The 23,727-nt window shown below is 58.5% G+C and carries 20 protein-coding genes, 3 tRNA genes and 2 pseudogenes; 15 read left to right on the forward strand and 10 right to left on the reverse strand.

Going from position 1 to position 23,727, the window contains the following annotated elements:
• Positions 1 to 48: 48 nt before the first annotated feature.
• Positions 49 to 711, reverse strand: coding sequence for a DUF2625 domain-containing protein (locus tag M5B98_RS03180; protein WP_248742164.1), 663 nt, complete (start codon positions 709 to 711; stop codon positions 49 to 51).
• Positions 712 to 771: 60 nt separating this feature from the next.
• Between M5B98_RS03180 and M5B98_RS03185 the strand changes: the two are divergent.
• Positions 772 to 1,486 (forward strand): annotated as a pseudogene (locus tag M5B98_RS03185) (hypothetical protein); the annotation flags it as partial.
• A gap of 329 nt (positions 1,487 to 1,815) precedes the next feature.
• Positions 1,816 to 2,085: a hypothetical protein gene (locus tag M5B98_RS03190; protein ID WP_248741789.1), complete on the forward strand. Its 270-nt coding sequence runs from the start codon at positions 1,816 to 1,818 to the stop codon at positions 2,083 to 2,085.
• 99 nt (positions 2,086 to 2,184) lie between these two features.
• On the opposite strand, the gene M5B98_RS03195 is transcribed toward M5B98_RS03190, so the two are convergent.
• Positions 2,185 to 2,325: a hypothetical protein gene (locus tag M5B98_RS03195; RefSeq protein WP_248741790.1), complete on the reverse strand. Its 141-nt coding sequence runs from the start codon at positions 2,323 to 2,325 to the stop codon at positions 2,185 to 2,187.
• A 111-nt stretch (positions 2,326 to 2,436) separates the two neighbouring features.
• Between M5B98_RS03195 and M5B98_RS03200 the strand changes: the two genes are divergently transcribed.
• Positions 2,437 to 2,559 (forward strand): DUF4224 domain-containing protein, encoded by a 123-nt coding sequence (locus tag M5B98_RS03200; protein ID WP_412548528.1) that lies wholly within the window; start codon positions 2,437 to 2,439, stop codon positions 2,557 to 2,559.
• Positions 2,560 to 2,660: 101 nt separating this feature from the next.
• A pseudogene (locus M5B98_RS03205) lies at positions 2,661 to 3,329 on the forward strand (tyrosine-type recombinase/integrase); the annotation flags it as partial.
• A gap of 82 nt (positions 3,330 to 3,411) precedes the next feature.
• Here M5B98_RS03205 and M5B98_RS03210 read toward each other — a convergent pair.
• The 7 genes from M5B98_RS03210 to M5B98_RS03240 all read right to left on the reverse strand — a co-directional run bounded on the left by M5B98_RS03210 (position 3,412) and on the right by M5B98_RS03240 (position 7,602).
• Positions 3,412 to 3,498, reverse strand: a tRNA-Leu gene (locus M5B98_RS03210).
• 194 nt (positions 3,499 to 3,692) lie between these two features.
• Positions 3,693 to 3,766, reverse strand: a tRNA-Cys gene (locus tag M5B98_RS03215).
• A gap of 47 nt (positions 3,767 to 3,813) precedes the next feature.
• Positions 3,814 to 3,889, reverse strand: a tRNA-Gly gene (locus M5B98_RS03220).
• Between the two features lie 60 nt (positions 3,890 to 3,949).
• On the reverse strand, positions 3,950 to 4,510 hold the full coding sequence (pgsA, locus tag M5B98_RS03225) for a CDP-diacylglycerol--glycerol-3-phosphate 3-phosphatidyltransferase (RefSeq protein ID WP_085603312.1): 561 nt from the start codon (positions 4,508 to 4,510) through the stop codon (positions 3,950 to 3,952).
• A 32-nt stretch (positions 4,511 to 4,542) separates the two neighbouring features.
• Positions 4,543 to 6,366 carry an excinuclease ABC subunit UvrC gene (gene uvrC, locus M5B98_RS03230; protein ID WP_085710052.1) on the reverse strand — a complete coding sequence of 608 codons (1,824 nt, stop codon included), beginning with the start codon at positions 6,364 to 6,366 and terminating at the stop codon, positions 4,543 to 4,545.
• 2 nt (positions 6,367 to 6,368) lie between these two features.
• On the reverse strand, positions 6,369 to 7,010 hold the full coding sequence (gene uvrY, locus M5B98_RS03235) for a UvrY/SirA/GacA family response regulator transcription factor (RefSeq protein WP_032829778.1): 642 nt from the start codon (positions 7,008 to 7,010) through the stop codon (positions 6,369 to 6,371).
• 127 nt (positions 7,011 to 7,137) lie between these two features.
• The gene (locus M5B98_RS03240) at positions 7,138 to 7,602 is read right to left on the reverse strand and encodes a GNAT family N-acetyltransferase (RefSeq protein ID WP_248741791.1); all 465 of its coding nucleotides are present in this window, start codon (positions 7,600 to 7,602) and stop codon (positions 7,138 to 7,140) included.
• 634 nt (positions 7,603 to 8,236) lie between these two features.
• On the opposite strand from M5B98_RS03240, the gene M5B98_RS03245 reads away from it, so the two are divergent.
• Positions 8,237 to 9,313, forward strand: a complete 1,077-nt coding sequence (locus tag M5B98_RS03245) for a 3-deoxy-7-phosphoheptulonate synthase (RefSeq protein WP_248741792.1) — start codon at positions 8,237 to 8,239, stop codon at positions 9,311 to 9,313.
• Between the two features lie 46 nt (positions 9,314 to 9,359).
• On the opposite strand, the gene M5B98_RS03250 is transcribed toward M5B98_RS03245, so the two are convergent.
• A complete protein-coding gene (locus M5B98_RS03250) occupies positions 9,360 to 10,469 on the reverse strand; it encodes a hypothetical protein (RefSeq protein WP_248741793.1) in 1,110 nt (369 codons plus the stop codon).
• 338 nt (positions 10,470 to 10,807) lie between these two features.
• Here M5B98_RS03250 and M5B98_RS03255 point away from each other — a divergent pair, with 338 nt between their 5' ends.
• The 10 genes from M5B98_RS03255 to M5B98_RS03300 all read left to right on the forward strand — a co-directional run bounded on the left by M5B98_RS03255 (position 10,808) and on the right by M5B98_RS03300 (position 23,722).
• The gene (locus M5B98_RS03255) at positions 10,808 to 11,677 is read left to right on the forward strand and encodes an esterase/lipase family protein (RefSeq protein WP_248741794.1); all 870 of its coding nucleotides are present in this window, start codon (positions 10,808 to 10,810) and stop codon (positions 11,675 to 11,677) included.
• 97 nt (positions 11,678 to 11,774) lie between these two features.
• Positions 11,775 to 12,056 (forward strand): peptidylprolyl isomerase, encoded by a 282-nt coding sequence (locus M5B98_RS03260; RefSeq protein WP_041478733.1) that lies wholly within the window; start codon positions 11,775 to 11,777, stop codon positions 12,054 to 12,056.
• Between the two features lie 135 nt (positions 12,057 to 12,191).
• Positions 12,192 to 14,060, forward strand: a complete 1,869-nt coding sequence (locus tag M5B98_RS03265; protein ID WP_248741795.1) for an extracellular solute-binding protein — start codon at positions 12,192 to 12,194, stop codon at positions 14,058 to 14,060.
• The gene (locus M5B98_RS03270; protein WP_085710058.1) at positions 14,060 to 15,121 is read left to right on the forward strand and encodes a microcin C ABC transporter permease YejB; all 1,062 of its coding nucleotides are present in this window, start codon (positions 14,060 to 14,062) and stop codon (positions 15,119 to 15,121) included. The genes M5B98_RS03265 and M5B98_RS03270 overlap by 1 nt, the downstream gene beginning before the upstream one ends.
• Positions 15,121 to 16,143: an ABC transporter permease gene (locus tag M5B98_RS03275; RefSeq protein ID WP_248741796.1), complete on the forward strand. Its 1,023-nt coding sequence runs from the start codon at positions 15,121 to 15,123 to the stop codon at positions 16,141 to 16,143. Before M5B98_RS03270 ends, M5B98_RS03275 begins: the two co-directional genes overlap by 1 nt.
• 13 nt (positions 16,144 to 16,156) lie before the next feature.
• The gene (locus tag M5B98_RS03280) at positions 16,157 to 17,731 is read left to right on the forward strand and encodes an ABC transporter ATP-binding protein (protein ID WP_248741797.1); all 1,575 of its coding nucleotides are present in this window, start codon (positions 16,157 to 16,159) and stop codon (positions 17,729 to 17,731) included.
• Between the two features lie 40 nt (positions 17,732 to 17,771).
• Positions 17,772 to 19,187 carry a sigma-54 interaction domain-containing protein gene (locus tag M5B98_RS03285; protein WP_248741798.1) on the forward strand — a complete coding sequence of 472 codons (1,416 nt, stop codon included), beginning with the start codon at positions 17,772 to 17,774 and terminating at the stop codon, positions 19,185 to 19,187.
• A gap of 273 nt (positions 19,188 to 19,460) precedes the next feature.
• Positions 19,461 to 20,852, forward strand: coding sequence for a GntP family permease (locus tag M5B98_RS03290; RefSeq protein ID WP_248741799.1), 1,392 nt, complete (start codon positions 19,461 to 19,463; stop codon positions 20,850 to 20,852).
• A 7-nt stretch (positions 20,853 to 20,859) separates the two neighbouring features.
• Positions 20,860 to 21,633 (forward strand): 3-hydroxybutyrate dehydrogenase, encoded by a 774-nt coding sequence (hbdH, locus tag M5B98_RS03295; RefSeq protein ID WP_248741800.1) that lies wholly within the window; start codon positions 20,860 to 20,862, stop codon positions 21,631 to 21,633.
• 133 nt (positions 21,634 to 21,766) lie between these two features.
• Complete coding sequence (locus tag M5B98_RS03300) at positions 21,767 to 23,722, forward strand: acetoacetate--CoA ligase (protein WP_248741801.1); 1,956 nt, start codon at positions 21,767 to 21,769, stop codon at positions 23,720 to 23,722.
• Positions 23,723 to 23,727: the final 5 nt, after the last annotated feature.

The following is a 23,727-nucleotide window of genomic DNA, read 5'->3' on the forward strand; positions in this document are numbered from 1 at the left end:
GGATAGATTGAATTGTTAACTTTAGAACCAGGCCCTCAGCGAGGCTGCTCAGGCTGACTGTTCAGAACCGCTGTCAAGCTGACTAGCCAACTCAACATTCATTTCAAACTGCGTAATTACATCGACTATCGTTCGGCGGCTTTCTTCGATTGAGCCCTCCCGCGTCCAAAGAAACGGGAAAAAGGAGAAGCATTGGTCTGCCCTCAGTGCCTGGAGGTCGCTACGCCACCCCTCCCAGCGCAACCCGTCGTAAAAAGTCGCAAGCCGATCACTCAAAGCCCAACTGAGAAAGTCGGTATAACCAATTTCCAGCTGTTCCCACTGCAACGTGTCTGGCGCCCAGTAATACATCTCCCCCACGTCATCCCCAAGCGCGCCGCCATTGATGGAAAAAAAACCTCCAACGGCATCATCGGCGACCAGCAAATAACCTTCTGCGCGGCCGTCGTTCCAGTCAGCGAGATTTCGGGATAATTGCGGATGCCCAGAGCCAATTATCCGCAACCAGCCGTGATCAATCAGTAGGCCGCCAGTTTCGTAAGCGATGGCGCCCAGCGTAGATCTGGTCGAAACCTGCAGGGCAGAGAGGACTCTTGAGTTATCCGCGGACGGGGACAGCAACTCACAATTGCAGGTTGCTTCTACCAACATTTTTTCAACGAGAGATAGTGCGGGGTCGCGGCTATCTATCAAGTCTTCCAAGCTTTTCATGTGCCCATCCATGGAAAAAAGGAAGCGATTATAGCTGCATAATGATTTGGTGAATGTGGTCACTCGCTCGCTGTCTTTGGCTCGATCAACACCGAGCTGGAAACGGATCAGCACTTTGCCGACGCCTAGAAGGCGGTCAAGTGGTGCGGCGATGTCGAAGAGCGCCTGGAAGCTGCCAAGCAGCACGCCCTGAGCCAAACCAAAAGCATTGACGCACTGTTCCGTACCATCGACGAAATCAGCGCTGAAGCCCGCGCCAAGCGCCTGATGCTCGACAAGCTGGTGAAGGCCCGCAAGCTAAGCATCCGTGAAGACATCGTCATGGATGCAGCGAAAGCGCTGCAGGCCCACATAGACCAGATCAACGCTTCACTGAGCGGCAAGGCGCGTATGCCGGCGGTGCCTGCGGATTTCGCCGGAGCCATCAAGGGCAAGAAGACGATCATCAGCCTGCGTGATTCTGCCGATTCCGAGTTGGCTCGGGCGAAGATTGCCGCCAGCCAGGGCACCGGTCGAGCCCGCGCCAGTCGCAAGCCCAGCATCGATGACAGCCGCTGCGATGGTTCAGTCTGCCGCGAAGCCAGCAACCACCACTACGCTGGTAAACCTGCAGGCTGAAGTCTTCGATCTGGAGGCGTTGATCCATGCCGTCGCCGGCGACCTCGCCCCGATTTCGGTGCTGACCGTGGACTGCGAAAAACTCGATGCGATGGTTGCAGCACAGGGCAACAAGCTCAGCATGGCCGGCGTGAAGCTAGTCAAAGTGGCGGCGTGACCAGCCTCACGCCTTCGTCGATTGAGTGAACATCCAGCCTAAAAAAATCGCCATAACAATTGGCTGAATCAGATCTGTGGTAGGCGCCATGCCAGACCAGACTCTCAGGCCAGAAAGTACGAATACCACCACCGCACCAACGACACCCAGCCCGGAAATCCAGCGAAAATACTTTGGAAACATTATGTAACTCCCTTTTTAAGGGGCGGGATCGTAGTCGCATTTAGCCATCACTTCAATCTACGTTTTCGAAGCGGATCACGGGATGTTGAAGCTAACCGTAATGATCTGGCTGGACTTGCCGGCCAGCGGAATTGAAGAGGTAGGCCATGGCCAAGACTGGACAAGAGCGATCGGCGAAGGCCGCGCTTAAACGAATCGAGTTCGACGAGAAAGAGTTGCGACACCGTTGCAGGCTCGGCACGCGGCAGAAGTTGGAAGAGCTCATGGCCTGGAGCGAGGACACTGCGCCCTCTGCGGTGGCTCTGGATATCGATCGGTATGCAATCAGACAGCTTGCCACGAGCATGGCTGCCAAGCAGTTGGCTGCTCACGTTCGGTGGATGACTTTCAACTTCAGCAAAAACGCAAGGAGGTGACGCCATGATCTGCCTGATTCCCGCCCTGCTCCCCGTTCTCACGGTAGGCTCCCCGCTCTACATGGCCTACCTCATCTACAAGGGGCGGTGGCAATGAAATCAGAAACTTTTCCCCTTCGCGAAGCCGGCGACCATCAGTACCAGCCCTGGAACCCATAAACCCGGCGCAGCAATCGCAGCGCCGCAGATTGTCAGCGGCAGCCCGGTTAAGAACAGCGGGTGTCGAAATGCCTTTTTCATCGCTCACTCCTCCTTAAGAATTCATCTCATTTAACCACAAATCTCGCCGGTGCAAGGCAAGCGGCGTAACCCATAAACACTTTCTGCCGTCGTCGGCGGCGTGGAACGCACATGAACATTCAATTTTTATCGCACGAAGAGGTTTGCGAGCTGACCGGCTCGCGGACCAAGGCAGGACAAATCCTGAACCTGAAGAAAAACTGGATCAGGCACTCAATCAAGCGCAATGGCTGACCAGCGGTGACAACTCTGGCAGTCACTGCCGTCGGAAGCTACGAAGCTGAAAAAACAGTATGGACGCCAAGAAAGTCCAGTTGAGATGGGACGTGCGCCCGTACCTTACTTGGCGAAAATCCGCACCCATCCGCGCAAACCGTGAGAAAGCCCTGATGAGTGCAATCTGGAACTACGCCCGGGACAAAGGCTATACCTCGCTTGCCAACCCGTGCTCAGGCATTAAGGGCAACAAAGAAACCGGCCGGGACACCTACGTCGAAGACGAACTGTTCAAACGGGTCTACGACAAAGCAGACCCAGGGTTACAAGATGCGATGGACCTGGCCTACCTGACCGGTCAAAGGGTCACAGACACCCGAATGATGGACGAGCGGGACGTCCGGGATGGCCAGATCTGGGTTTTGCAGGGGAAAACGAAGGCCAAACGGCGAATCGAGGTGATTGGCGAGCTTGAAGGTTTTGATTGATCGAATCATGGCCCGGAAAGGTGGGCACAAATTCCGCTCGACGCGGCTGATCGTAACGGAGGATGGCACTCCGATGACGGAGGCGATGTTGCGGAGGCGGTTTGATGTAGCCCGGAGGCCGCTGGTGTTGAAAAGGCAGAGTTCCAAATGCGCAATCTGCGCACCAAGGCCGGCACTGACAAGGCAAAATCGAGTGGCGATATCATGCAGGCCAAAGACCAGCTTGGGCATACCACCGTGGTGATGGCCGAGCAATACATCCGGAATCGCAAGGGCAAGAAAGTGATGCCAACGAAGTGAATTGCGGACCACTGTCAAAATTGCGACCCGGAAACAAACAAGGGCTTGCATCAGCTTTCGCCCGCAAACCCTTGATTTTAGATGGTGCCCGAAGCCGGAATCGAACCGGCACGCCCTTACGAGCGGGGGATTTTAAGTCCCATGCGTCTACCAGTTTCGCCATTCGGGCGGTAGCGCGGTGTTGCGTTGCCCTGATGCCGGTTCACAATCCTGACAGATTGCTGCCCGTGCAGCAGAGGGGGAAATATATACATCACTCCCCGGTGAAGCAAGTTTGCAAAGGCTGTTTTAAAGACTAAATCTTTCAGCGCGATGCAAATAAAAAAGCTCCGTAAATCATGGATCTACGGAGCTTGTTTATAGTGGAGGCCGAGGTCGGAATCGAACCGGCGTAGGCGGATTTGCAATCCGCTGCATAACCATTTTGCTACTCGGCCTCAAAGCTTTTGTTGTCAGTAGCGCAACAACAAACGCTGTACAAACTTGGAGCGGGAAACGAGACTCGAACTCGCGACCCCGACCTTGGCAAGGTCGTGCTCTACCAACTGAGCTATTCCCGCTTGGTGTGGCGCATTCTATAGAAATCAGAAGCGCCGTCAACCCTTTGATTCAAAAAAGTTTTATTTCTTTTCAACATCGGTCTTCAGATGCGGCCAGGCAGCCCGAAGGTATTGAACCATCGACCACAAGGTCAGGCCTGCCGATACCATCAGCAACGCATAACCGATGAAAACCCAAAAGCTGAAAACCTTGGGGTTGGCCAGGAGGATCACCAACGCAAGCATTTGTGCAGCGGTTTTCCATTTGCCCAGGTTCGACACCGCCACATGGGCCCGTGCACCGAGCTCGGCCATCCACTCACGCAGCGCCGAAACGACGATCTCGCGACCGATGATGACGGCCGCCGGCAGTGTAAGCCACAAGTTGCCGTGTTCTTGCACCAGCAACACCAGTGCAACGGCAACCATCAGTTTGTCAGCGACGGGATCCAGAAACGCACCAAACGGAGTGCTTTGCTCCAGGCGTCGTGCCAGATAACCATCCAGCCAGTCCGTTGCTGCCGCGAAGGCAAAGACCGAACTTGAGGCCAGATAACTCCACTGGTAAGGCAGATAGAACAGCAATATGAAGATCGGGATGAGCAGGACACGCAGAACGGTAATCAGATTAGGGATATTCATCGGCACAACTGGCTACGAGGTGAATGGGCATTCTACTCACTATGCAGGTTTGCATAAATCGACTCTGCTAGCTTTTTGCTGATCCCCGGTGCTTTGGCGATCTCTTCGATGCTTGCACGAGACAGCTCCTGCAATCCACCAAAATGTTTCAGCAAGTCCCTGCGGCGGGTCGGACCTACGCCCGCCACGCCCTCCAGCGTTGATGTACGACGGGTTTTGCCACGACGCGCACGGTGTCCGGTGATTGCAAAGCGGTGAGCTTCATCACGGATCTGCTGAATCAGATGCAACGCCGGAGAATCGCCACGCAATGTGAACTCATGCGCAGCATCATTCAGATACAAAGTCTCGAACCCCGCCTTGCGCGTCGCACCCTTCGCGACACCAAGCAGGATCAGGTCCGGCACGGCCAATTCGTTGAGCACATCACGCGCCATCGACAGCTGCCCTTTGCCACCGTCCACCAGCAGAATGTCCGGCAACTTGCCCTCCCCGTCCTTCAGTTTGCTGAAGCGCCGGGTCAGCGCCTGATGCATGGCCGCATAATCATCACCCGCCGTTACGCCTTCAATGTTGTATCGACGGTAATCCGACTTGATCGCCCCTTCCGGCCCGAAAACCACACAGGATGCGACGGTTGCCTCGCCACTGGAATGACTGATGTCGTAGCACTCCAGCCGTTGCGGCGGCTCATCGAGATTCAGCACCTCGGCCAAGGCCTCGAAACGCGCGGCAACGTGCTGACGGTTGGCCAGTCTCGCGCCCAGTGCCTGTTCGGCGTTGGTCACAGCCAATTGCTGCCAGCGCGCCCTAGTTCCCCGAACCCGATGACTGATCGTCAGTTCGCGCCCGCGAAGTTCCTGGATCGCCTCGACCAGCGTGGGGAAGTCATCATGAACGACGTTGACGATCAGTTCGCTTGGCAAATCCCGCTCAGGGCTGCTGATGAAATACTGGCCCAGAAACGCCGCCATGACTTCGGCAACGTCTTCCTCGATACCAACCTGCGGAAAGAAGTTCTTGCTCCCCAGAACCCGACCGCCCCGCACGCTGATCAAATGCACGCAGGCACCACCGGGGTTGACGAAGGCAGCGATCACATCGATATCGCCAGTCCCGCCTTCCATGCTCTGTTGATCCTGAACCCGACGCAGCAGTGCAATCTGGTCGCGCAACTCCGCAGCGCGTTCGAACTCGAGATTGATTGCAGCCTCTTCCATCGCGGTCGACAGTTCATTGGTCAACGCATGACTGCGCCCCTCGAGGAACATCACCGAGTGACGCACGTCTTCAGCGTAAACCTCTGGCTCGACCAGCCCGACACAGGGAGCCTTGCAGCGTTTGATCTGGTACTGCAGGCATGGGCGGGTCCGGTTTTTGTAATAGCTGTCTTCGCACTGACGCACGAAAAACGTCTTTTGCAAAAGACTGAGACTTTCGCGAATGGCCCCGGCACTCGGGTAAGGCCCGAAGTATTTGCCCTTGGCCTTCTTGGCGCCGCGATGGATGCTGAGACGAGGGAATTGCCCGTCAGACAGAAACACATACGGATAGGACTTATCATCACGCAACAGAATGTTGTACGGCGGCCGCCACTCCTTGATCAGCGTTTGCTCAAGCAGCAGGGCTTCGGTTTCGTTGGCGGTGATGGTCGTTTCGACCTGGGCGATTCGCCCGACGAGAGCAGCGGTTTTCGGCGCCAGCCCGGTTTTGCGAAAGTAACTGGCCAGGCGCTTCTTCAGATTCTTGGCCTTGCCGACGTACAACAGACGAGCATCGCTGTCGAACATGCGATAAACGCCAGGGCGCCCGCTGACAGTCGACAGGAAGGCGCCGGAATCGAATGTTTCAGTCATGGTCAGAGGCTGGCATCAACCATGCCGTGACGAACTGCCAGAAGCGTCAGCTCTACATCGCTGCTGATCGAAAGCTTCTCGAAAATGCGGTAACGGTAGGTGTTTACGGTTTTTGGCGACAGGCACAATTTGTCGGAAATGATCTGCACCTTCTGACAGCCGACAATCATCAGTGCAATCTGGATTTCCCGTTCGGACAAGGCATCGAACGGAGAATCATTGGTTGGCTGAAACGACTTGATGGCCAGTTGCTGGGCAATTTGCGGGCTGATGTAACGCTGGCCGGCAAAGACCAGGCGGATAGCCTGTACCATTTCCGGCAAACCGGCGCCTTTGGTCAGGTAGCCCGCAGCGCCCGCCTGCAGCAATCGTGTAGGAAACGGATCTTCTTCGCACACGGTGACCGCGACCACCTTGATGTCCGGATGGCTGCGCAACAGTTTGCGCGTGGCCTCCAGGCCGCCGATGCCGGGCATCTTGACGTCCATCAGCACCACGTCGGGCTTCAACTCACGGGCCTTGATAAGGGATTCTTCCCCGGACTCGGCCTGGCCGACCACTTGCAGGCCATCGATATCGGCCAGCATTCGTGTAATGCCTGTACGAACGAGATCATGGTCATCGACCACTAGCACCCTAATCAAGCAGACACCTCGCGATATGGTCTTATTGGGATGCCGGACACCTTAGCAAAAACTGCCAGACAGACCTAGCGGCAAGCAACATATAAAAAGTTTCAATTCATCATCCAGGGCTTGCCGGCCGTGCGTTTCAGAGCACAGGTGTACTGAAATCGAGCTGCATCCTCAGGAAACATTCGTCCTCGCCCTGCACAACCATTCCTTTTCTGCGATACAGGTTTTGCGCCGGATTATTCTTGAACACGGTCAGACGCAATGCCGGTCGACGTTCCTGGCGTGCTATTGCAACAACCTGATCGATCGCCCAGGATCCTGCACCTTGTCCCTGAAATCCCTCGCAGACCTGCAATTCGCGAATGTACAGCGCGCGAGCATCACGACTGAGACTGAAATAACCGACGGGCCTGCCATCGCATTCAATCAACCAGCTCTCGCGTCCGGCCCAGGCAAGATCGAACGCTTCGTCCTGCCACAACAGATCGTAGTTGATGTAATAGCGAAGCATGTTCCGACGGGTGATTTCTCGCGTAAACGACAGGTCATCGGTCGATGCCGGTCGCAATTGAAAGCTTGTTTGCACATCCACCACCGGCATGACTTGCCCTCCCTGATGCGACTTCGACGCGACTCAACCCTGAGCAGCTGAAAAGCCACAGTGTGTCACAGGCTCAACCGATAGAGGCCTTCTTGTACCTGCAATAGCAATTTCTGATTGCTGATGCGTATCGGGCTCTAGTAAGCTCGGCGCATTCATCGGAGACCAACCATGTTCAACGCCCTTGCACAGCTTCATGCCACCAGCGCCCAGCGCTCGGTTGCGGCTGCCTGCGTGAACAGCATCTGCGCTCCAGCCAGCTTTTATTTTGGGTATTGGTTTAGCCACTGGCGCGCCTGATACCCACACGGCGCCCATATAGACGGGTCGCCTACCAGAGAATTCTCAACCCCCGGTCGGCCTCCCGACCGGGGGTTTTGTTTTTTCAAGCCCTGAACTTTCAGCGACACACCAGACACTTGAGGAATAACGACATGAACTACGCCACTTATTACCGCTACGACAGTTTTACCGCCTGGCGATTTAGCAGCCTCCGCTCGGGACAGCCTGCCGCCTCCGATCGGTCACCCACAGGTGGCAAGCCAACACACGTAGCCAATACGGCCAACTGTCGAACACCCCAATAGGGCCGAGTCGGCGGGAAAGACCCGCGACCAGCCCAGGAAGCCCGAAAATGAACTCGTCCGTTTCTGCTCTGCCACTGTCCACCCTGAATCCAGCCAACGAAGCGTTGACCCTGCGCCTGCCCAGCTCACTGCAACTCAAACAGCAATTGCCCCTGAGCAATGCCCTGAACCAGCAGGTTGCCGATCACCGTCAGGCAATCCGCGCCATACTCAACGGCGAAGACCACCGTTTGCTGATCGTCGTCGGCCCTTGCTCCATTCACGATCCCGAATCCGCGCTCGAATACGCAGGTAAACTTGCCCGACTGGCCGATGAAGTCAGCGGCGAAATGCTCCTTGTGATGCGTGCTTACGTCGAAAAACCCCGCACCACCGTGGGCTGGAAAGGCCTGGCCTACGATCCCCGTCTCGATGGCAGCGACGACATGGCCGCCGGCCTGACATTGTCACGTGAACTGATGCTGGAAATGATCCGCCTCGGTCTGCCGGTTGCCACCGAACTGCTGCAGCCCATGGCGGCTGGCTACTTCGACGACCTGCTCAGTTGGGTCGCCATCGGTGCGCGGACAACCGAATCACAAATTCATCGCGAGATGGCCAGCGGACTGAGCATGCCGGTCGGCTTCAAGAACGGCACTGACGGGGGCGTGGCTATCGCCGTCGACGCCATGCGCTCGGCTGCTCATTCACATCGCCATTTTGGCGTAGACAGCCAGGGCCATCCGGCAATCATTCCGACTTCGGGCAACCCGGATACACACCTGGTCCTGCGCGGCGGCCATCAAGGGCCGAACTACGATCGTGCCAGTGTGTCCCGAATCCATACCGAACTGAGCCGACTGAAGATCCCGAGCCGCATCATGGTCGATTGCAGCCATGCCAACAGCGGCAAGAACCCTCTTCGTCAGCCGGAGGTTTTCAACGATGTGCTGGAGCAGCGCCTACAGGGAGACCGCTCACTGGTCGGCATGATGATCGAGTCGCATCTGTTCGAAGGGTGCCAGCCATTGAGTGAGTCGTTGCGCTACGGCGTTTCGGTAACGGATGGCTGCCTGGGTTTCAATGCGACGGAACATCTGCTGCTCAATGCTGCGGAGCGTCTTCGGAATCCGTCCCTGATCTGAATATGAACCAGCCTTCCGGAGCATGCCTGCCCGGAAGGCCGCTTGATCAAGTCTGCACGTTCAGCAGTGCCACATCGGATACCTGACTGACATCATCCAGTCGCTCAACCGAGTAGGACACTCGAACAGCCGTACCGACATGCTCGCGCCAAAAGCGATAGGGAACGATAAACACCAGGGGCTCAATCTCCATTCCGCTGGTTATCTCCCGATCATCGCGATGAAAGTAGTGCTCGCCATCACACCTGAGATAAACCAGTTCACCGACCTCTACCTGCGCATTGCTGATCACTATGCTGACGCCATCAATGGTTTCGCGTACGTCCAGCGCCCCTTCCCGTGCTTCAAGCACTTGTGGTGCGGCCAGTACGCCGCGCACCAACGGAGCTATGATGATGTCCCTGGAGCCCGACTCGCGCAGCGCTCCGGTTTTTTGTTCGATGACATATCGAACAAGCACTTCGCTGCCAGGATGTGGGACGATGAATCGAGGATCGACACCTAACACCAGCGGTGCTCCAACAGCGTAGGACTCGACGATCAGGCTGTCCCGGAATGAGGCGTGCTCCGCAGCCCCCTGCCAGAACAACTCCACTCGATCACCCACCGACATTCCCGCATAAGGCTGGAGAGTGACAGTGGTACCTTCGTTGACGCGCGCCGGATCAAGATGCCCGCCAACGGCATCGTCAACCGTGGGCGGCAGCAGACTGTATAGAACATCCCCCACATTCAGCCGAGTCCTGACAGAGCTGACGGGCACCAACCACTTCATGCTGCTCAACGTCCAGAACACCTCCAGCGAACCGCCATCCAGCGCAGCGATGTGAGAACTGCCGATGACAAAAACGATATCCCTCCCCAGCTGAGCTTCGCTGATCGATCGCGCGAACTCGTGTCGATACGGCAAACCCTCGATGTCGAGACCATGCCAATTCAGTACCACTCTGTCACCACATGCCATATCGGGATATGGCGCGATCCGGATAACAACTCTGCTCAACGAGGGATCAAGGACACGTCCGTCCACCGCTTCGAGGGAAGCCGCAGGCAGTGAGCCCGCCTGTTCGCGCAGACATGTATGCCCCGATGAGCCGATCGTCGTCACGGCTAAAACATTGCCCCCTGTCGCTGCTTGCACGCTCTGCCTATTCATTCGTAGCTCCACTCCATGGAAACGCCCTGCAGCTTGCTTGCTGCGTCGAAGAGCCTTAATTCAATCAGTCAGACAAGAAAAATGATGTCGTCCATCCACACCGCGTTCCGACAGCAATCGCATCGCAACAGGTAGGCAATGGCAGGACAAACACATTGGACGAGGCAAAAGATGTCCAGATATTCCGATCCGGATTTCAAACTTTGAGGATATTTCCTGCACACACCGACCCAGTTTCCGCCTCCCGAGACAGACGCTTCATACATCGGGAGTTCCGCGACTGATTTAGAGTGGCACTCGGCAAACATCGATGAACTTCTGCGATCAAGGATGAAAAAATGCAACAAAACACCACAACCCTTTACCCCATCCTCCTGGTGCACGGTTTGTTCGGATTCGAGCGTATCGGCCCATTTGAGCTGTTCCACGGCGTCAAGCAGGCGCTGAAGGCCATTGACGTGCAGGTTTTCGTGCCGCACTTGTCTGCCATTCACGACAACGAAGTACGCGGCAGACAACTGCTGAGCCAGATCGATGCCGTGCTCAAAGGCACGGGCGCGGCAAAAGTCAACCTGATCGGTCATAGTCAGGGTGCACTGGCTGCTCGCTACGCAGCAGCGCTTGCCCCACACAAGGTCGCATCCGTGACGTCGGTCAGCGGGCCGAATCACGGTTCGGAACTGGCGGATTTCCTGCGCAAGGCACTGATCCCCGGGAAGCTGCCGGAAATCGTGGCGCAGAACGTGGCCACACTATTTTCCGACTTTATGTGCCTCCTGAGCGGGACCACGGCGCTGCCGCGACACGCATTGGCCGCATTGAATGCCCTGACGACCGAAGGCGTCGGCGACTTCAATGACAAGTACCCGCAAGGCCTGCCGCAGAGCTGGGGCGGGCAAGGCGCCGAACAGGTCAATGATGTGCGCTACTACTCCTGGAGTGGTGTCGTACCTTCAATGAATCTACAGAAACCCGACCCGGTGCAAGACATCTGCCGGGCCCTGTCGCAGTACTTCATGACCGAACCTTTGCAAAACGATGGTTTCGTCGGGCGCTACAGCTCTCATCTGGGCACCGTGATCCGTTCCGACTATCCAGTTGATCATCTGCGCAGCCTGGGTCGAACCGCTGACAAGCACGCCGGAGCAGTCGATTCGATCCAGTTGTATGTCGAGCACGCCTTGCGCTTGCAGGCCGCCAACCTCTGAGAACCTGCATCAGACAACCGAACGGAACTTTGCCGAGAAATCGGCCACTGAATCCGGTAGGCTCCACCCTTTACTGATTTGATTGGAGATTTTCCCCATGGCCAAAGCCACTGCCCGCCACATCCTGGTTTCCAGCGAAGACAAGTGCAACGAACTCAAGGCCCAGATCGAAGCCGGCGCCGATTTCGCTGAAGTCGCCAAGGCTAACTCCACCTGCCCGTCCAGCCGTCAGGGCGGCGATCTGGGCTCGTTTGGCCCGGGCCAGATGGTCAAGGAATTCGATACCGTAGTGTTCAGCGCACCGATCAACGTCGTGCAAGGCCCGGTCAAGACTCAGTTCGGCTATCACCTGCTGGAAGTCACCAGCCGTCAGGACTGATTCCTCGTCCCTTGCGCTGTGTAACGGCCCGCCAGATGGCGGGCCGTTGTGTTTTGGTTACACCACGCGGCTGGCGAACAGTGTCGGGCTCGCGTACAAATTGCGCTTATCGATCATCCGGCTCTAAGGCTGACAATGCGACTGGCTTTTTCCACATTGATGTTCACTGCCGTGGCTCTGCTGATGGGCGCCGCCGGTGTGAGCGCTGCACCGCAACATGCATTGACCGTTTACGGCGAACCGGCGAAGTACCCGGCAAATTTCAGTCACTTCGACTACACCAATCCGCAAGCGCCCAAGGGCGGAACGATGCGCCGTTCGGCGATCGAGATCGGTCACTTCGACCATGTCCTGCCCTACATCGACAAAGGCATAGGCGTCACCCAGATCGACGGCCTGCTGTATTCCCCGCTAGCCCAGCGTTCGATGGACGAGCCTTACACCGTCTACGGGCTGGTGGCACAGAAGATGGAGCGCTCCGAGGATGGTCTGTCCCTGCGTTTCTTCATCAACCCCAAGGCTCGCTTCGCCGATGGCAAACCGATCACCGCCGAAGATGTGCGCTACACCTACGATCTGTTGATGACCCAAGGCAGCCTACGTTATCGAACGCAGTTCGCCGACGTTAAAGGCGTCGAAGTCGAAGCGCCGCTCACCGTGCGCTTCGACTTCAAAAGCAATGAAAACCGCACCCTGCCACTGGACATCGCGACCCTGCCGGTGTTTCCCGAGCATTGGTGGAAGACCCGGGACTTCGCCGGCGGTGGCGGCTATGAACCACCGCTGGGCAGCGGCCCGTACCGGGTCGGCAAGGTCGATTCCGGACGCAGTATCACCTTCGAGCGCAATCCCGACTGGTGGGGCAAGGACTTGCCGGTCAGTCGCGGGCTCTACAACTTCGACCACTTCAGCATCGAGTACTTCGGCGACACCGATGTCGCCCGTCAGGTATTGCGCGGCGGCGCCTATGACTACAACCGCGAATTTTCCGCTACCGGCTACTCGATCGGCTACGACAGCCCGGCCCTGAGCGACGGGCGCCTGCAGAAGGCTCATCTGGCAACCGAAGCACCGCAATCGGCGCAAGGCTTCGTGTTCAACCTGCAAAAACCGATGTTTCAGGACCGCCGTGTGCGCCAGGCCCTGGCCATGCTCTGGGATTTCGAATGGAGCAACCGGCAGATGATGCGCAACATGTACATCCGCCAGCAGAGTTACTTCTCCAACAGCGCCCTCGCCGCCCGTGAACTGCCGGACGCTGCCGAACTGAAGATTCTTGAGCCGTTGCGCGGGCAGATTCCCGACGAGGTATTCACCCAGGTCTTCGAGGCACCGAAAACCGATGGCAGCGGCCTGATCCGCGACAAGCAGCTTCAGGCACTCGAGCTACTGGAACAGGCCGGCTGGAAACCCGACGGCGACCAACTGGTCAACGCACAGGGCGAACCGTTGAGCTTCACCTTCTTGGTCAGCCAGAACGGCATGGACCGGCTGCTGCTGCCCTATAAACGCACCTTGAAACAGATCGGCATCAACCTCGACATCCGCCGCATCGACTCTTCGCAGTACGTCAATCGCCTGATGAGCCGCGACTACGACATGATTGTCACCGGTTACCCGGTCACCACGTCGCCCGGCGGTGAGCTGCTCAATTACTTCGGTTCCGCGTCGGCCAACGATCCCGGCGCCAACAACTACATGGTGCTGAAGAACCCGGTGGTCGACACCTTGATCAACGGTCTGATCCGCGCCTCGACCCAGGCCGACATGCTGCATTACGCCCATGCGCTGGACCGGGTGCTGCAATGGAACTACTACTGGATTCCCAACTATTACCCGCCGGGCACCTCGACCGTGTGGTGGAACCGTTTCGGCATTCCCACCGTGCAGGCGAGCAATGACGAAGCAATCGAGAGCTGGTGGGAAATCAGCAGCACGCCGCTGACCAACCAGCAGATGACGGCCGAGAAAATCAGCCGTGGCAGACCCGGAGGGCCGCACTGATGTGGGCTTACATACTGCGGCGTCTGCTGCTGATCATCCCGACACTGGTGATCATTCTGCTGGTCAATTTCGTGATCATCCAGGCCGCGCCGGGTGGTCCGGTGGAACAGGCCATTGCCCACTTGCAGGGGATCGGCGGCGCCAGTGTCGGTGGCGGCGCGAGCGAGACCATGAGCAGCACCTCCCGCGCCAGCCGCGGTCTCGACCCGCAACTGATCAAGGACATCGAAAAACAGTACGGCTTCGACAAACCGGCCCATGAACGCCTGTGGCTGATGCTCAAGAACTACGCGCAACTGGATTTCGGCAAGAGCTTCTTCCGCGGCGCCACGGTCACCGACCTGATCCTGCAAAAGATGCCGGTGACCATTTCCCTCGGGCTCTGGGCCACGTTGATCACCTATCTGGTGTCGATCCCGCTGGGCATCCGCAAAGCCGTGCACCACGGCAGTCATTTCGATATCTGGAGCAGTACGGCAATCATCATCGGTTACGCGATGCCGGCGTTTCTGTTCGCGATGTTCCTGATTGTGGTGTTTGCCGGCGGTACGTCGCTGAACTGGTTTCCGGTGCGCGGGCTGGTCTCGGACAACTTCGAATCGCTGTCGACGCTGGGCAAGATTGCCGACTATTTCTGGCACCTTGTTCTGCCGGTCACTGCATTGGTGATCGGTGGCTTTGCGACCCTGACCATTCTCACCAAGAACTCGTTTCTCAATGAAATCACCCGTCAATACGTGGTCACCGCTCGCGCCAAAGGCCTGAGCGAACGCCGGGTGCTGTATGGCCACGTGTTCCGCAACGCGATGTTGCTGGTGGTGTCGGGCATTCCCCAGGCGTTCATCAGTGTGTTTTTCGCAGGCTCCTTGTTGATCGAAGTGATCTTCTCCCTCGACGGTCTCGGACGCATGAGCTACGAAGCGGCCGTCTCCCGGGACTACCCGGTGGTGTTCGGCTCGCTGTTCATCTTCACCTTGTTCGGCCTCCTGATAAAACTGATCGGCGACCTGTGCTACACGCTGGTCGATCCGCGTATCGACTTCGCCGCGAGGAACGCCTGATGTTCAAGCTCTCGCCTCTGGGCCGTCGCCGTTTCGAACGTTTCAAGAAAAACCGTCGGGGCTGGTGGTCGTTGTGGCTGTTTATTGGCCTGTTCGTGATCAGCCTCGGTGGCGAGCTGATCGCCAACGACAAACCGCTGGTGGTCAGCTATCAGGGCCAGTGGTACTTCCCGGTATTCAAGCGCCATACCGAACAGGAGTTCGGCGGGCAGCTGCCGTTCCAGGCCGATTACCGCAGTGACTATGTGCAAAACCTGATCCGCAAGGACGGTGGCTGGCTGCTGTTTCCACCGATCCCGTTCAGTGACGACACACCGAACTACGACCTCAACAAACCGGCGCCAAGTCCACCGACTTCGGTCAACTGGCTGGGCACCGACGATCAGGCGCGGGACGTGCTGGCCCGAGTGATCTTCGGTGCGCGGGTATCGATCCTGTTCGCCCTGATGCTCACCTTCGTAAGTGCCCTGATCGGCATTGCGGCCGGCGCCCTGCAAGGCTATTACGGTGGCTGGGTCGACTTGATGGGTCAGCGTCTGCTCGAAGTCTGGTCGGGGCTGCCGGTGCTGTATCTGCTGATCATTCTTTCGGGGTTTGTCGAACCGAACTTCTGGTGGCTGCTGGGGATCATGGCGCTGTTTTCCTGGCTGGCGCTGGTGGACGTGGTGCGGGCCGAGTTCCTGCGCGGGCGTAACCTCGAATACGTCAAGGCTGCACGGGCGCTGGGCCTGACCGACCGCAAGGTGATCTTCCGGCACATCCTGCCCAACGCAATGAATGCCACATTGAGTTACCTGCCGTTCATTCTGACCGGGGCGATATCTACGCTCACTGCGCTGGATTTCCTGGGTTTCGGCATGCCGGCGGGCAGCGCTTCCCTGGGCGAGTTGATCGGCCAAGGCAAGCAGAACCTGCAGGCACCGTGGCTGGGATTGACGGCGTTTTTCACCCTCGCGCTGATTCTGTCCCTGCTGGTATTCATTGGCGAAGCATTGCGCGACGCCTTTGACCCGCGCTCATGAACGGATCCTTGAAATGACTGACAACCTGATCGAAATCCGTGACCTCAGCGTCGCCTTTCATGACCAGACCGTGGTGCGCAATCTGTGCCTGGACATCCGCCCCGGCGAATGCCTGGCACTGGTCGGTGAATCAGGCTCGGGCAAATCGGTGACGGCCCACTCGATCCTGCAACTGCTCCCCGAAAGCGAAGCCCAGACCACCGGCAGCATTCGCTATCGCGGCCAGGAGCTGGTCGGTGCCGATCCCAAAACCTTGCGCGACCTGCGGGGCAATCGCATCGCCATGATCTTCCAGGAGCCGATGACCTCGCTCAACCCGCTGCACACAATCGAAAAGCAGATCGGCGAGACCCTGCTCCTGCATCGAGGCATGGGCGGCAAAGAAGCGCAGAAACGCATTCTCGAACTGCTTGAACTGGTGGGTATCCAGAAGCCGAAAGAACGGCTCAAGGCTTACCCCCACCAATTGTCCGGCGGCCAGCGACAACGCGTCATGATCGCCATGGCCCTGGCCTGCGAACCGGAACTGTTGATCGCCGATGAACCGACCACAGCCCTCGATGTCACCGTGCAGCGCAAGATCCTGGTGCTGCTCAAATCCCTGCAACAACGTCTCGGCATGTCGCTGCTGCTGATCAGCCATGACCTCAATCTGGTGCGCAGCATTGCCCAACGGGTGTGCGTGATGAAGGCCGGGGAAATCGTCGAGCAGGCACCTTGCGAAACCCTGTTCACAGAGCCGAAACACCCTTACAGCTGCGTGTTGCTCAATGCCGAACCCGAAGGCGAAGCATTGCCCCGGGACGAACGGGAAAACGTGCTGGAAGTAGAAAACCTGCGGGTGGATTTCGTCGTTGGCGGCGGATTGTTCCAGCGCAAGCAATATTTGCGCGCCGTGGACGGTATCAGCCTGAACATCCAGCGCGGCAAGACCCTGGGCATCGTCGGAGAATCCGGCTCGGGCAAATCAACACTGGGTCAGGCGATCCTGCGCCTGCTCGATTCCGAAGGCAGCATCCGCTTTCAGGGCGAGTCCCTCGACGGCCTCAACCAGAAACAGCTACGGCCGTGGCGCCGGCAGATGCAGGTGGTGTTTCAGGATCCGTTCGGCAGCCTCAGCCCGCGCATGTCGGTGGCGCAGATCATCAGTGAGGGGCTGGAGGTACATTGCCAGTCCACCGCCGACGAGTGCGACGACCAGGTCATCCGCGTGCTCAAGGAAGTCGGCCTCGACCCCGAAAGCCGTCACCGCTACCCCCACGAATTTTCCGGCGGCCAACGCCAACGCATCGCCATTGCCCGGGCACTGGTACTGAAACCGGCGCTGATCTTGCTCGACGAGCCGACTTCGGCGCTGGACCGTACCGTGCAGAAACAAGTGGTCGCCCTGCTCCGCCAGCTTCAGGAAAAACACGGGCTGACGTACCTGTTCATCAGCCACGACCTGGCGGTAGTGCGAGCACTGGCCCACGACATGATCGTGATCAAGGACGGCAAAGTGGTCGAACGCGGTGCCAGCCATGAAGTGTTCGACTCACCGCAGCACCCCTATACCAAAGAGCTGTTGGCGGCGGCGCATCAGGGATAGGCATAATCGCGCCACCTGACTTCCGCCAATGGACGCCGCCATGAACACCACCGAAAGCCTCAAGGATTACCAACGGGTACGCTCCCTGGCGATCCGTTCGTTGTTCGAGATCATCGAGCAATCCAGTGAAGGCACGGTGATTGTCGACCGCGATGCAAACATCGTCTGGATGAACGAGCGCTATGCACGGCGCTTCGGACTCGACTCCGCCGCCGGGGCCATCGGCAAGCCCTGCGAAAGCGTGATTCCGGGTAGCCTGCTGCGTGAAGTGGTGCGTACCGGGCGGCCGATTCTGCTGGACATGCAGGACACCCCGAAAGAACCGCTGGTGGTCATGCGCCTACCGATCCATGACGACGCCGGATCGGTAATCGGCGCTATTGGCTTCGCCCTGTTCGACGAATTGCGCACGCTGTCGCCGATGCTCAAGCGCTACCTGAGCATGCAGGAGGAACTGGCCTCGACCCGTTCGCTGCTGCGCGCCCGGCAGACCAAATACAACTTCGCCCACTTCATCGGCACCAGCGCCGCGAGCCTGGAGGTCAAGCGTCGCGCCCGCCGCAGTGCCAGCGCCGAGTCGCCGGTTCTGCTGCTGGGCGAAACCGGCAGCGGCAAGGAGTTGCTGGCCCAGGCCATCCACGGCGCTTCGCCCCGGGCGCACAAGGCGTTTGTCAGCATCAACAGTGCCGCGATTCCCGAAGCGCTGCTCGAAGCCGAGTTCTTCGGCACCGCGCCGGGTGCTTTCACCGGTGCCGACCGCAAGGGCCGCACTGGCAAATTACAGATCGCTCAAGGAGGGACGCTGTTTCTCGACGAGATCGGCGACATGCCATTGCCGTTGCAAAGCAAATTGCTGAGGGTATTGCAGGAAAAGGAATTCGAGCCTGTAGGCTCTAACGACGTAATCCAGAGCGATGTGCGGGTGATTGCCGCGACCTCGACGGATCTGGAGGCGGCGATCAAGCGCGGCGAGTTCCGCGCGGATTTGTACTACCGGCTCAACGTATTGCCGATTCAGGTGCCGCCGCTGCGTGAACGGCTGGACGATCTGCCGGCGCTCAGTGAAGCGATTCTTGAAGAGTTGCGCAGTCAACATGAACTCAATCGCGAAGCACTGGAATTGCTGGGGCAGCATGCCTGGCCGGGGAACATCCGCGAGTTGCGCAATGTGCTGGAACGAGCGGCGTTGCTCAGTGATGACTTGATGCTGACGGCGAACGACATTCGTTCTGCAATCGGTACGTTTACACCCGTTGAGCGCGCAGTGACGTCCCTGTCAGAGCCTGTAACCCACGAGACCTTCAGTCAGGCGCGGGAGCGTTTTGACCGGCAGTTGATTCAATCGACCCTCGCGCAATGCGGGGGCAAGGTGATCGAGGCGGCTGAGCGGCTGGGACTGGGTCGTTCGACGCTTTACAAGAAAATGATTGCGCTAGGAATCGCCGAGTCTCAATAAAGAGAATCAAATCTCCATAAAGGGACAAGACCAAAAACTTCGCGAGCAAGCTCGCTCCCACAAGGAAATGCATACAAATGTGGGAGCGGGCTTGCCCGCGAAAGCGTCCTCACAGCCATAGAAGTCTCCAAACAGAGACAAAACCTTCAAAACCGCCTCCCAAAAACAAACTAATTCCTTTTATTTCAACAACTTAACCATCTGGCACAAATCTCGCTATAGCCCTTTCCACACCCGTTTCACCCACAAAAATAACAATCGAAGGAGCACACCATGAGTGTGATCATCGCCTTGGCAGCTCTCGCGCTGCTGATGCTCGCGGCCTACCGTGGCTACAGCGTTATCCTTTTTGCCCCGATCGCCGCCCTCGGCGCCGTCCTGCTCACCGACCCGTCCGCCGTCGCCCCAGCCTTCACCGGGGTGTTCATGGAGAAAATGGTCGGCTTCATCAAACTCTACTTTCCCGTGTTTCTGCTCGGCGCCGTGTTTGGCAAGCTGATCGAGCTCTCGGGTTTCTCCCGTTCGATTGTTGCCGCAGCGATTCGTCTGCTCGGCACCCGCCAGGCGATGTTGGTGATTGTGCTGGTCTGCGCCCTGCTGACCTATGGCGGCGTGTCGCTGTTCGTGGTGGTGTTTGCGGTCTATCCGTTCGCAGCGGAAATGTTCCGCCAGAGCAACATCCCCAAGCGCCTGATCCCGGCGACCATTGCCCTCGGCGCGTTCTCGTTCACCATGGACGCCCTGCCCGGCACGCCGCAGATCCAGAACATCATCCCCAGTACCTTCTTCAATACCACCGCGTGGGCGGCGCCGTGGCTGGGTGTGATCGGGACGATTTTCGTGTTCTGCACCGGCATGCTGTTCCTGCAGCGCCAGCGCAACAAGGCTCAGCGTGCCGGTGAAGGCTACGGCACCGAACTGCGCAACGAACCGGAAACTGCCGAAGACCTGAAATTGCCCAACCCGTGGATCGCCCTGTCGCCGTTGCTGGCAGTGGGCATCATGAACCTGCTGTTCACTCAGTGGATTCCGCAGTGGTACGGCAAGACCCACAGCCTCGCGCTGCCGGGCATGGCCGCGCCGGTCACCACCGAAATCGCCAAGCTCACCGCGATCTGGGCGGTGCAGGCTGCTTTGCTGGTGGGCATCTTGATGGTGCTGACATTCGGGTTTAAAGCGATCAAAAGCAAGCTCGCCGAGGGCAGCAAAAGCGCAGTCAGCGGTGCGTTGCTGGCGGCGATGAACACCGCGTCGGAATACGGTTTTGGTGCGGTCATCGCGTCATTGCCGGGGTTTCTGGTGCTGGCCGACTGGCTCAAGAGCATCCCCAATCCGCTGGTCAACGAAGCGATCACCGTGACACTGCTGGCCGGTATCACCGGTTCCGCCTCGGGCGGTATGAGCATCGCCCTGGCGGCGATGTCTGAACAATTCATCAGCGCCGCCCACGCCGCCAACATTCCGCTGGAAGTGCTGCACCGGGTGGCTGCAATGGCCAGCGGTGGCATGGACACCTTGCCGCACAACGGCGCGGTGATCACGTTGCTGGCGGTCACCGGCCTGACTCACCGCGAGGCCTACAAGGACATTTTCTGTATTACGCTGATCAAGACCTTGGCGGTTTTCGTGGTAATCGGCACTTTCTACGCCACTGGCATTGTGTGAGGTATTCATGACGACTCTTACTGGCAAGACCGCACTGGTCACCGGTTCCACCAGCGGCATCGGGCTGGGCATCGCGCTCACGCTGGCCAAGGCCGGCGCCAACCTGATCCTCAACGGTTTTGGCGATGCCTCCAAGGTGATCGCCGAAGTCGAACAGTTCGGCGGCAAGGTCGGCCATCACCCGGCGGACGTCAGCAGCCCTGAGCAGATCGCCGACATGATCGCCTACGCCGAGCGCGAATTCGGCGGCGTGGACATTCTGGTCAACAACGCCGGCATCCAGCACGTCGCGGCGGTTGAAGAATTCCCGGTGGAACGTTGGGATTCGATCATCGCCATCAACCTGTCGTCGGTGTTTCACAGCACGCGCCTGAGCCTGCCGGGTATGCGCGCCAAAGGCTGGGGCCGGATCGTCAACATCGCTTCGGTGCACGGTCTGGTCGGTTCCACCGGCAAAGCGGCGTATGTGGCAGCCAAGCATGGCGTGATCGGCCTGACCAAAGTGGTCGGCCTGGAAACCGCCGCCAGCAACATCACTTGCAACGCCATCTGCCCGGGCTGGGTGCTGACGCCGCTGGTGCAGAAGCAGATCGACGATCGCGCGGCCAAAGGTGTTGATCCGCAACAGGCGCAACACGACCTGCTGGCCGAGAAACAGCCGTCACTGGAGTTCGTCACGCCCGCGCACCTCGGTGAACTGGTGCTGTTTCTGTGCAGCGAGGCCGGCAGCCAGGTGCGCGGCGCCGCGTGGAATATCGATGGCGGGTGGCTCGCGCAGTAAGCTATGCCCTTGTGGGAGCCAGCCCGCTGGCGATAGCGGATCATCATTCAACCGAGATGCTGACTGACCGACCTCAATCGCCAGCAGGCTGGCTCCCACAGGTCATGTGAACAACAAAAACAAGAGGCAAACCATGTCCGACATCCTCTGGCAGCCCGATGCCAAACGCATTGCCCGGTCCCGCATGGACGGCTTTCGGCGTTTCATCATTCAGCACCATCACGTGCACCTCGATGACTACCCTGCCCTGCACCAATGGTCCATCGACCAGCGCGAAGCGTTCTGGCAGGCGATCGTGGATTTCTTCGGTATCAGTTTTCACACCCAGCCCGACGCGGTTCTGCGCGAAGGCTTGAAGATGCCCGGTGCCGAATGGTTTCCCGGCGCTACGTTGAACTTCGCCGAACACCTGCTGAGTCGACGGGACGATGCCATCGCCGTGATCGCCATCGGGGAAAACGGTCAGCGTGAACTGTTGACCTGGGCCGAACTGGCCCAGCATGTCGCCGGGTTCCAGGCCAGCCTGCAAGCGGCCGGCGTCGTACTCGGCGATCGAGTGGCAGCCTGCATGCCCAACACCTGGCAAACCCTGGTGGCGATGCTCGCGACCACAAGCCTCGGCGCGATCTGGTCATGTTCCTCACCGGACTTCGGCACCCATGGCGTGATCGACCGCTTTGGCCAGATCGAGCCGAAAGTGCTGATCACCTGTGCCGGTTACCGCTACGCCGGCAAAGAGATCGACCAGACCGTCAAGATCAACGAAATCCTCGAACAGCTGCCGACCTTGGAACAGCTGATCATCGTGCCGTACGCACGCCATCACGCCCATGCCACGGATTACCGGACACCCGCCAACGTCACGTTGTGGGACGACTTCTATGAACCGGGCGATGAGCCGCAATTCGTTCCGGTACCGTTCGATCATCCGCTATACGTGCTGTATTCCAGCGGCACCACCGGCGTGCCGAAGTGCATCGTCCACAGCACCGGCGGCGTGTTGCTGCAACACGCCAAGGAGCATGGATTGCATGTCGACCTGGGGCCCGGCGACCGGTTGTTCTACTACACCACTTGCGGCTGGATGATGTGGAACTGGCTGGTGTCGGCGTTGGCGGTCGGTAGCACGGTGGTGCTGTATGACGGCTCGCCGTTTTATCCGGACAACGAACGAATGCTGGAGCTGCTCGATGACGAGCAAGTCAGCGTGTTCGGCACCAGTCCTAAATTCCTCGCGACCCTGGAAAGCAGTGGAATCAGACCGCGAGAACGCTACGACTTGAGCCATCTGAAAACCTTGCTTTGCACTGGCTCCGCGCTGTCGCCGCAGAGTTACGACTTCGTCTATCGCGACTTCAAACCGGACGTCTGCCTGTCCTCGATGTCCGGCGGCACGGACATCGTGTCCTGCTTCGTCAACGGCAACCCGATGTCAGCGGTCCGCCGGGGCGAGATCATGGGCAAGAGCCTGGCCATGTCGGTGGAAGTGTGGAACGACGCCGGGCAACCGGTGATCGGCGAAAAAGGCGAACTGGTGTGTACCCGGCCATTTCCGGCGATGCCGATTGGACTCTGGAACGATCCCGACGGCGAGAAACTGCGCAAATCCTATTTCAACCAGTTCCCCGGCGTCTGGGCCCAGGGCGATTACGCCGAAGAGCTGCCCCACGGCGGGATGTTGATTCACGGGCGCTCCGACGCCGTGCTCAACCCAGGTGGCGTGCGCATCGGTACGGCGGAAATCTACCGTCAGGTGGAGAAAGTCCCCGAGGTGCTGGACAGTGTCGCCATCGGCCAGCAGTGGCAGGACGACGTTCGCGTGGTGCTGTTCGTGCGCCTCAAGGAAGGCGTAACGCTGGATGACGCGCTGCAACAGCAGATCCGCCAGGTGATCCGCGTCAACACCACACCGCGCCATGTACCGGCGAAGATCGTCGCGGTCACCGATATTCCGCGCACCATCAGTGGCAAAGTGGTGGAACTGGCCGTGCGCAATGTGGTGCATGGCCAGCCCGTCAAAAACACCGATGCATTGGCCAATCCAGAAGCGCTGGCGCAGTTTCGGGATCGGCCGGAGCTGAATCACTGAGACCT

Origin of the sequence: Pseudomonas sp. MWU12-3088 (genome assembly GCF_023242405.1) — a bacterium.
Lineage (GTDB): Bacteria > Pseudomonadota > Gammaproteobacteria > Pseudomonadales > Pseudomonadaceae > Aquipseudomonas > Aquipseudomonas kribbensis.

What these genes read in the sequence shown, in the direction of transcription:
- M5B98_RS03180 (WP_248742164.1), bottom strand. Translation starts at nt 711, where the DNA reads ATGAAAAGCTTGGAAGACTTGATAGATAGCCGCGACCCCGCACTATCT.
- M5B98_RS03190 (WP_248741789.1), top strand. Translation starts at nt 1,816, where the DNA reads ATGGCCAAGACTGGACAAGAGCGATCGGCGAAGGCCGCGCTTAAACGA.
- M5B98_RS03195 (WP_248741790.1), bottom strand. Translation starts at nt 2,325, where the DNA reads ATGAAAAAGGCATTTCGACACCCGCTGTTCTTAACCGGGCTGCCGCTG.
- M5B98_RS03200 (WP_412548528.1), top strand. Translation starts at nt 2,437, where the DNA reads ATGAACATTCAATTTTTATCGCACGAAGAGGTTTGCGAGCTGACCGGC.
- pgsA (WP_085603312.1), bottom strand. Translation starts at nt 4,510, where the DNA reads ATGAATATCCCTAATCTGATTACCGTTCTGCGTGTCCTGCTCATCCCG.
- uvrC (WP_085710052.1), bottom strand. Translation starts at nt 6,366, where the DNA reads ATGACTGAAACATTCGATTCCGGCGCCTTCCTGTCGACTGTCAGCGGG.
- M5B98_RS03240 (WP_248741791.1), bottom strand. Translation starts at nt 7,602, where the DNA reads ATGCCGGTGGTGGATGTGCAAACAAGCTTTCAATTGCGACCGGCATCG.
- M5B98_RS03245 (WP_248741792.1), top strand. Translation starts at nt 8,237, where the DNA reads ATGAACTCGTCCGTTTCTGCTCTGCCACTGTCCACCCTGAATCCAGCC.
- M5B98_RS03250 (WP_248741793.1), bottom strand. Translation starts at nt 10,469, where the DNA reads ATGAATAGGCAGAGCGTGCAAGCAGCGACAGGGGGCAATGTTTTAGCC.
- M5B98_RS03255 (WP_248741794.1), top strand. Translation starts at nt 10,808, where the DNA reads ATGCAACAAAACACCACAACCCTTTACCCCATCCTCCTGGTGCACGGT.
- M5B98_RS03260 (WP_041478733.1), top strand. Translation starts at nt 11,775, where the DNA reads ATGGCCAAAGCCACTGCCCGCCACATCCTGGTTTCCAGCGAAGACAAG.
- M5B98_RS03265 (WP_248741795.1), top strand. Translation starts at nt 12,192, where the DNA reads ATGCGACTGGCTTTTTCCACATTGATGTTCACTGCCGTGGCTCTGCTG.
- M5B98_RS03270 (WP_085710058.1), top strand. Translation starts at nt 14,060, where the DNA reads ATGTGGGCTTACATACTGCGGCGTCTGCTGCTGATCATCCCGACACTG.
- M5B98_RS03275 (WP_248741796.1), top strand. Translation starts at nt 15,121, where the DNA reads ATGTTCAAGCTCTCGCCTCTGGGCCGTCGCCGTTTCGAACGTTTCAAG.
- M5B98_RS03280 (WP_248741797.1), top strand. Translation starts at nt 16,157, where the DNA reads ATGACTGACAACCTGATCGAAATCCGTGACCTCAGCGTCGCCTTTCAT.
- M5B98_RS03285 (WP_248741798.1), top strand. Translation starts at nt 17,772, where the DNA reads ATGAACACCACCGAAAGCCTCAAGGATTACCAACGGGTACGCTCCCTG.
- M5B98_RS03290 (WP_248741799.1), top strand. Translation starts at nt 19,461, where the DNA reads ATGAGTGTGATCATCGCCTTGGCAGCTCTCGCGCTGCTGATGCTCGCG.
- hbdH (WP_248741800.1), top strand. Translation starts at nt 20,860, where the DNA reads ATGACGACTCTTACTGGCAAGACCGCACTGGTCACCGGTTCCACCAGC.
- M5B98_RS03300 (WP_248741801.1), top strand. Translation starts at nt 21,767, where the DNA reads ATGTCCGACATCCTCTGGCAGCCCGATGCCAAACGCATTGCCCGGTCC.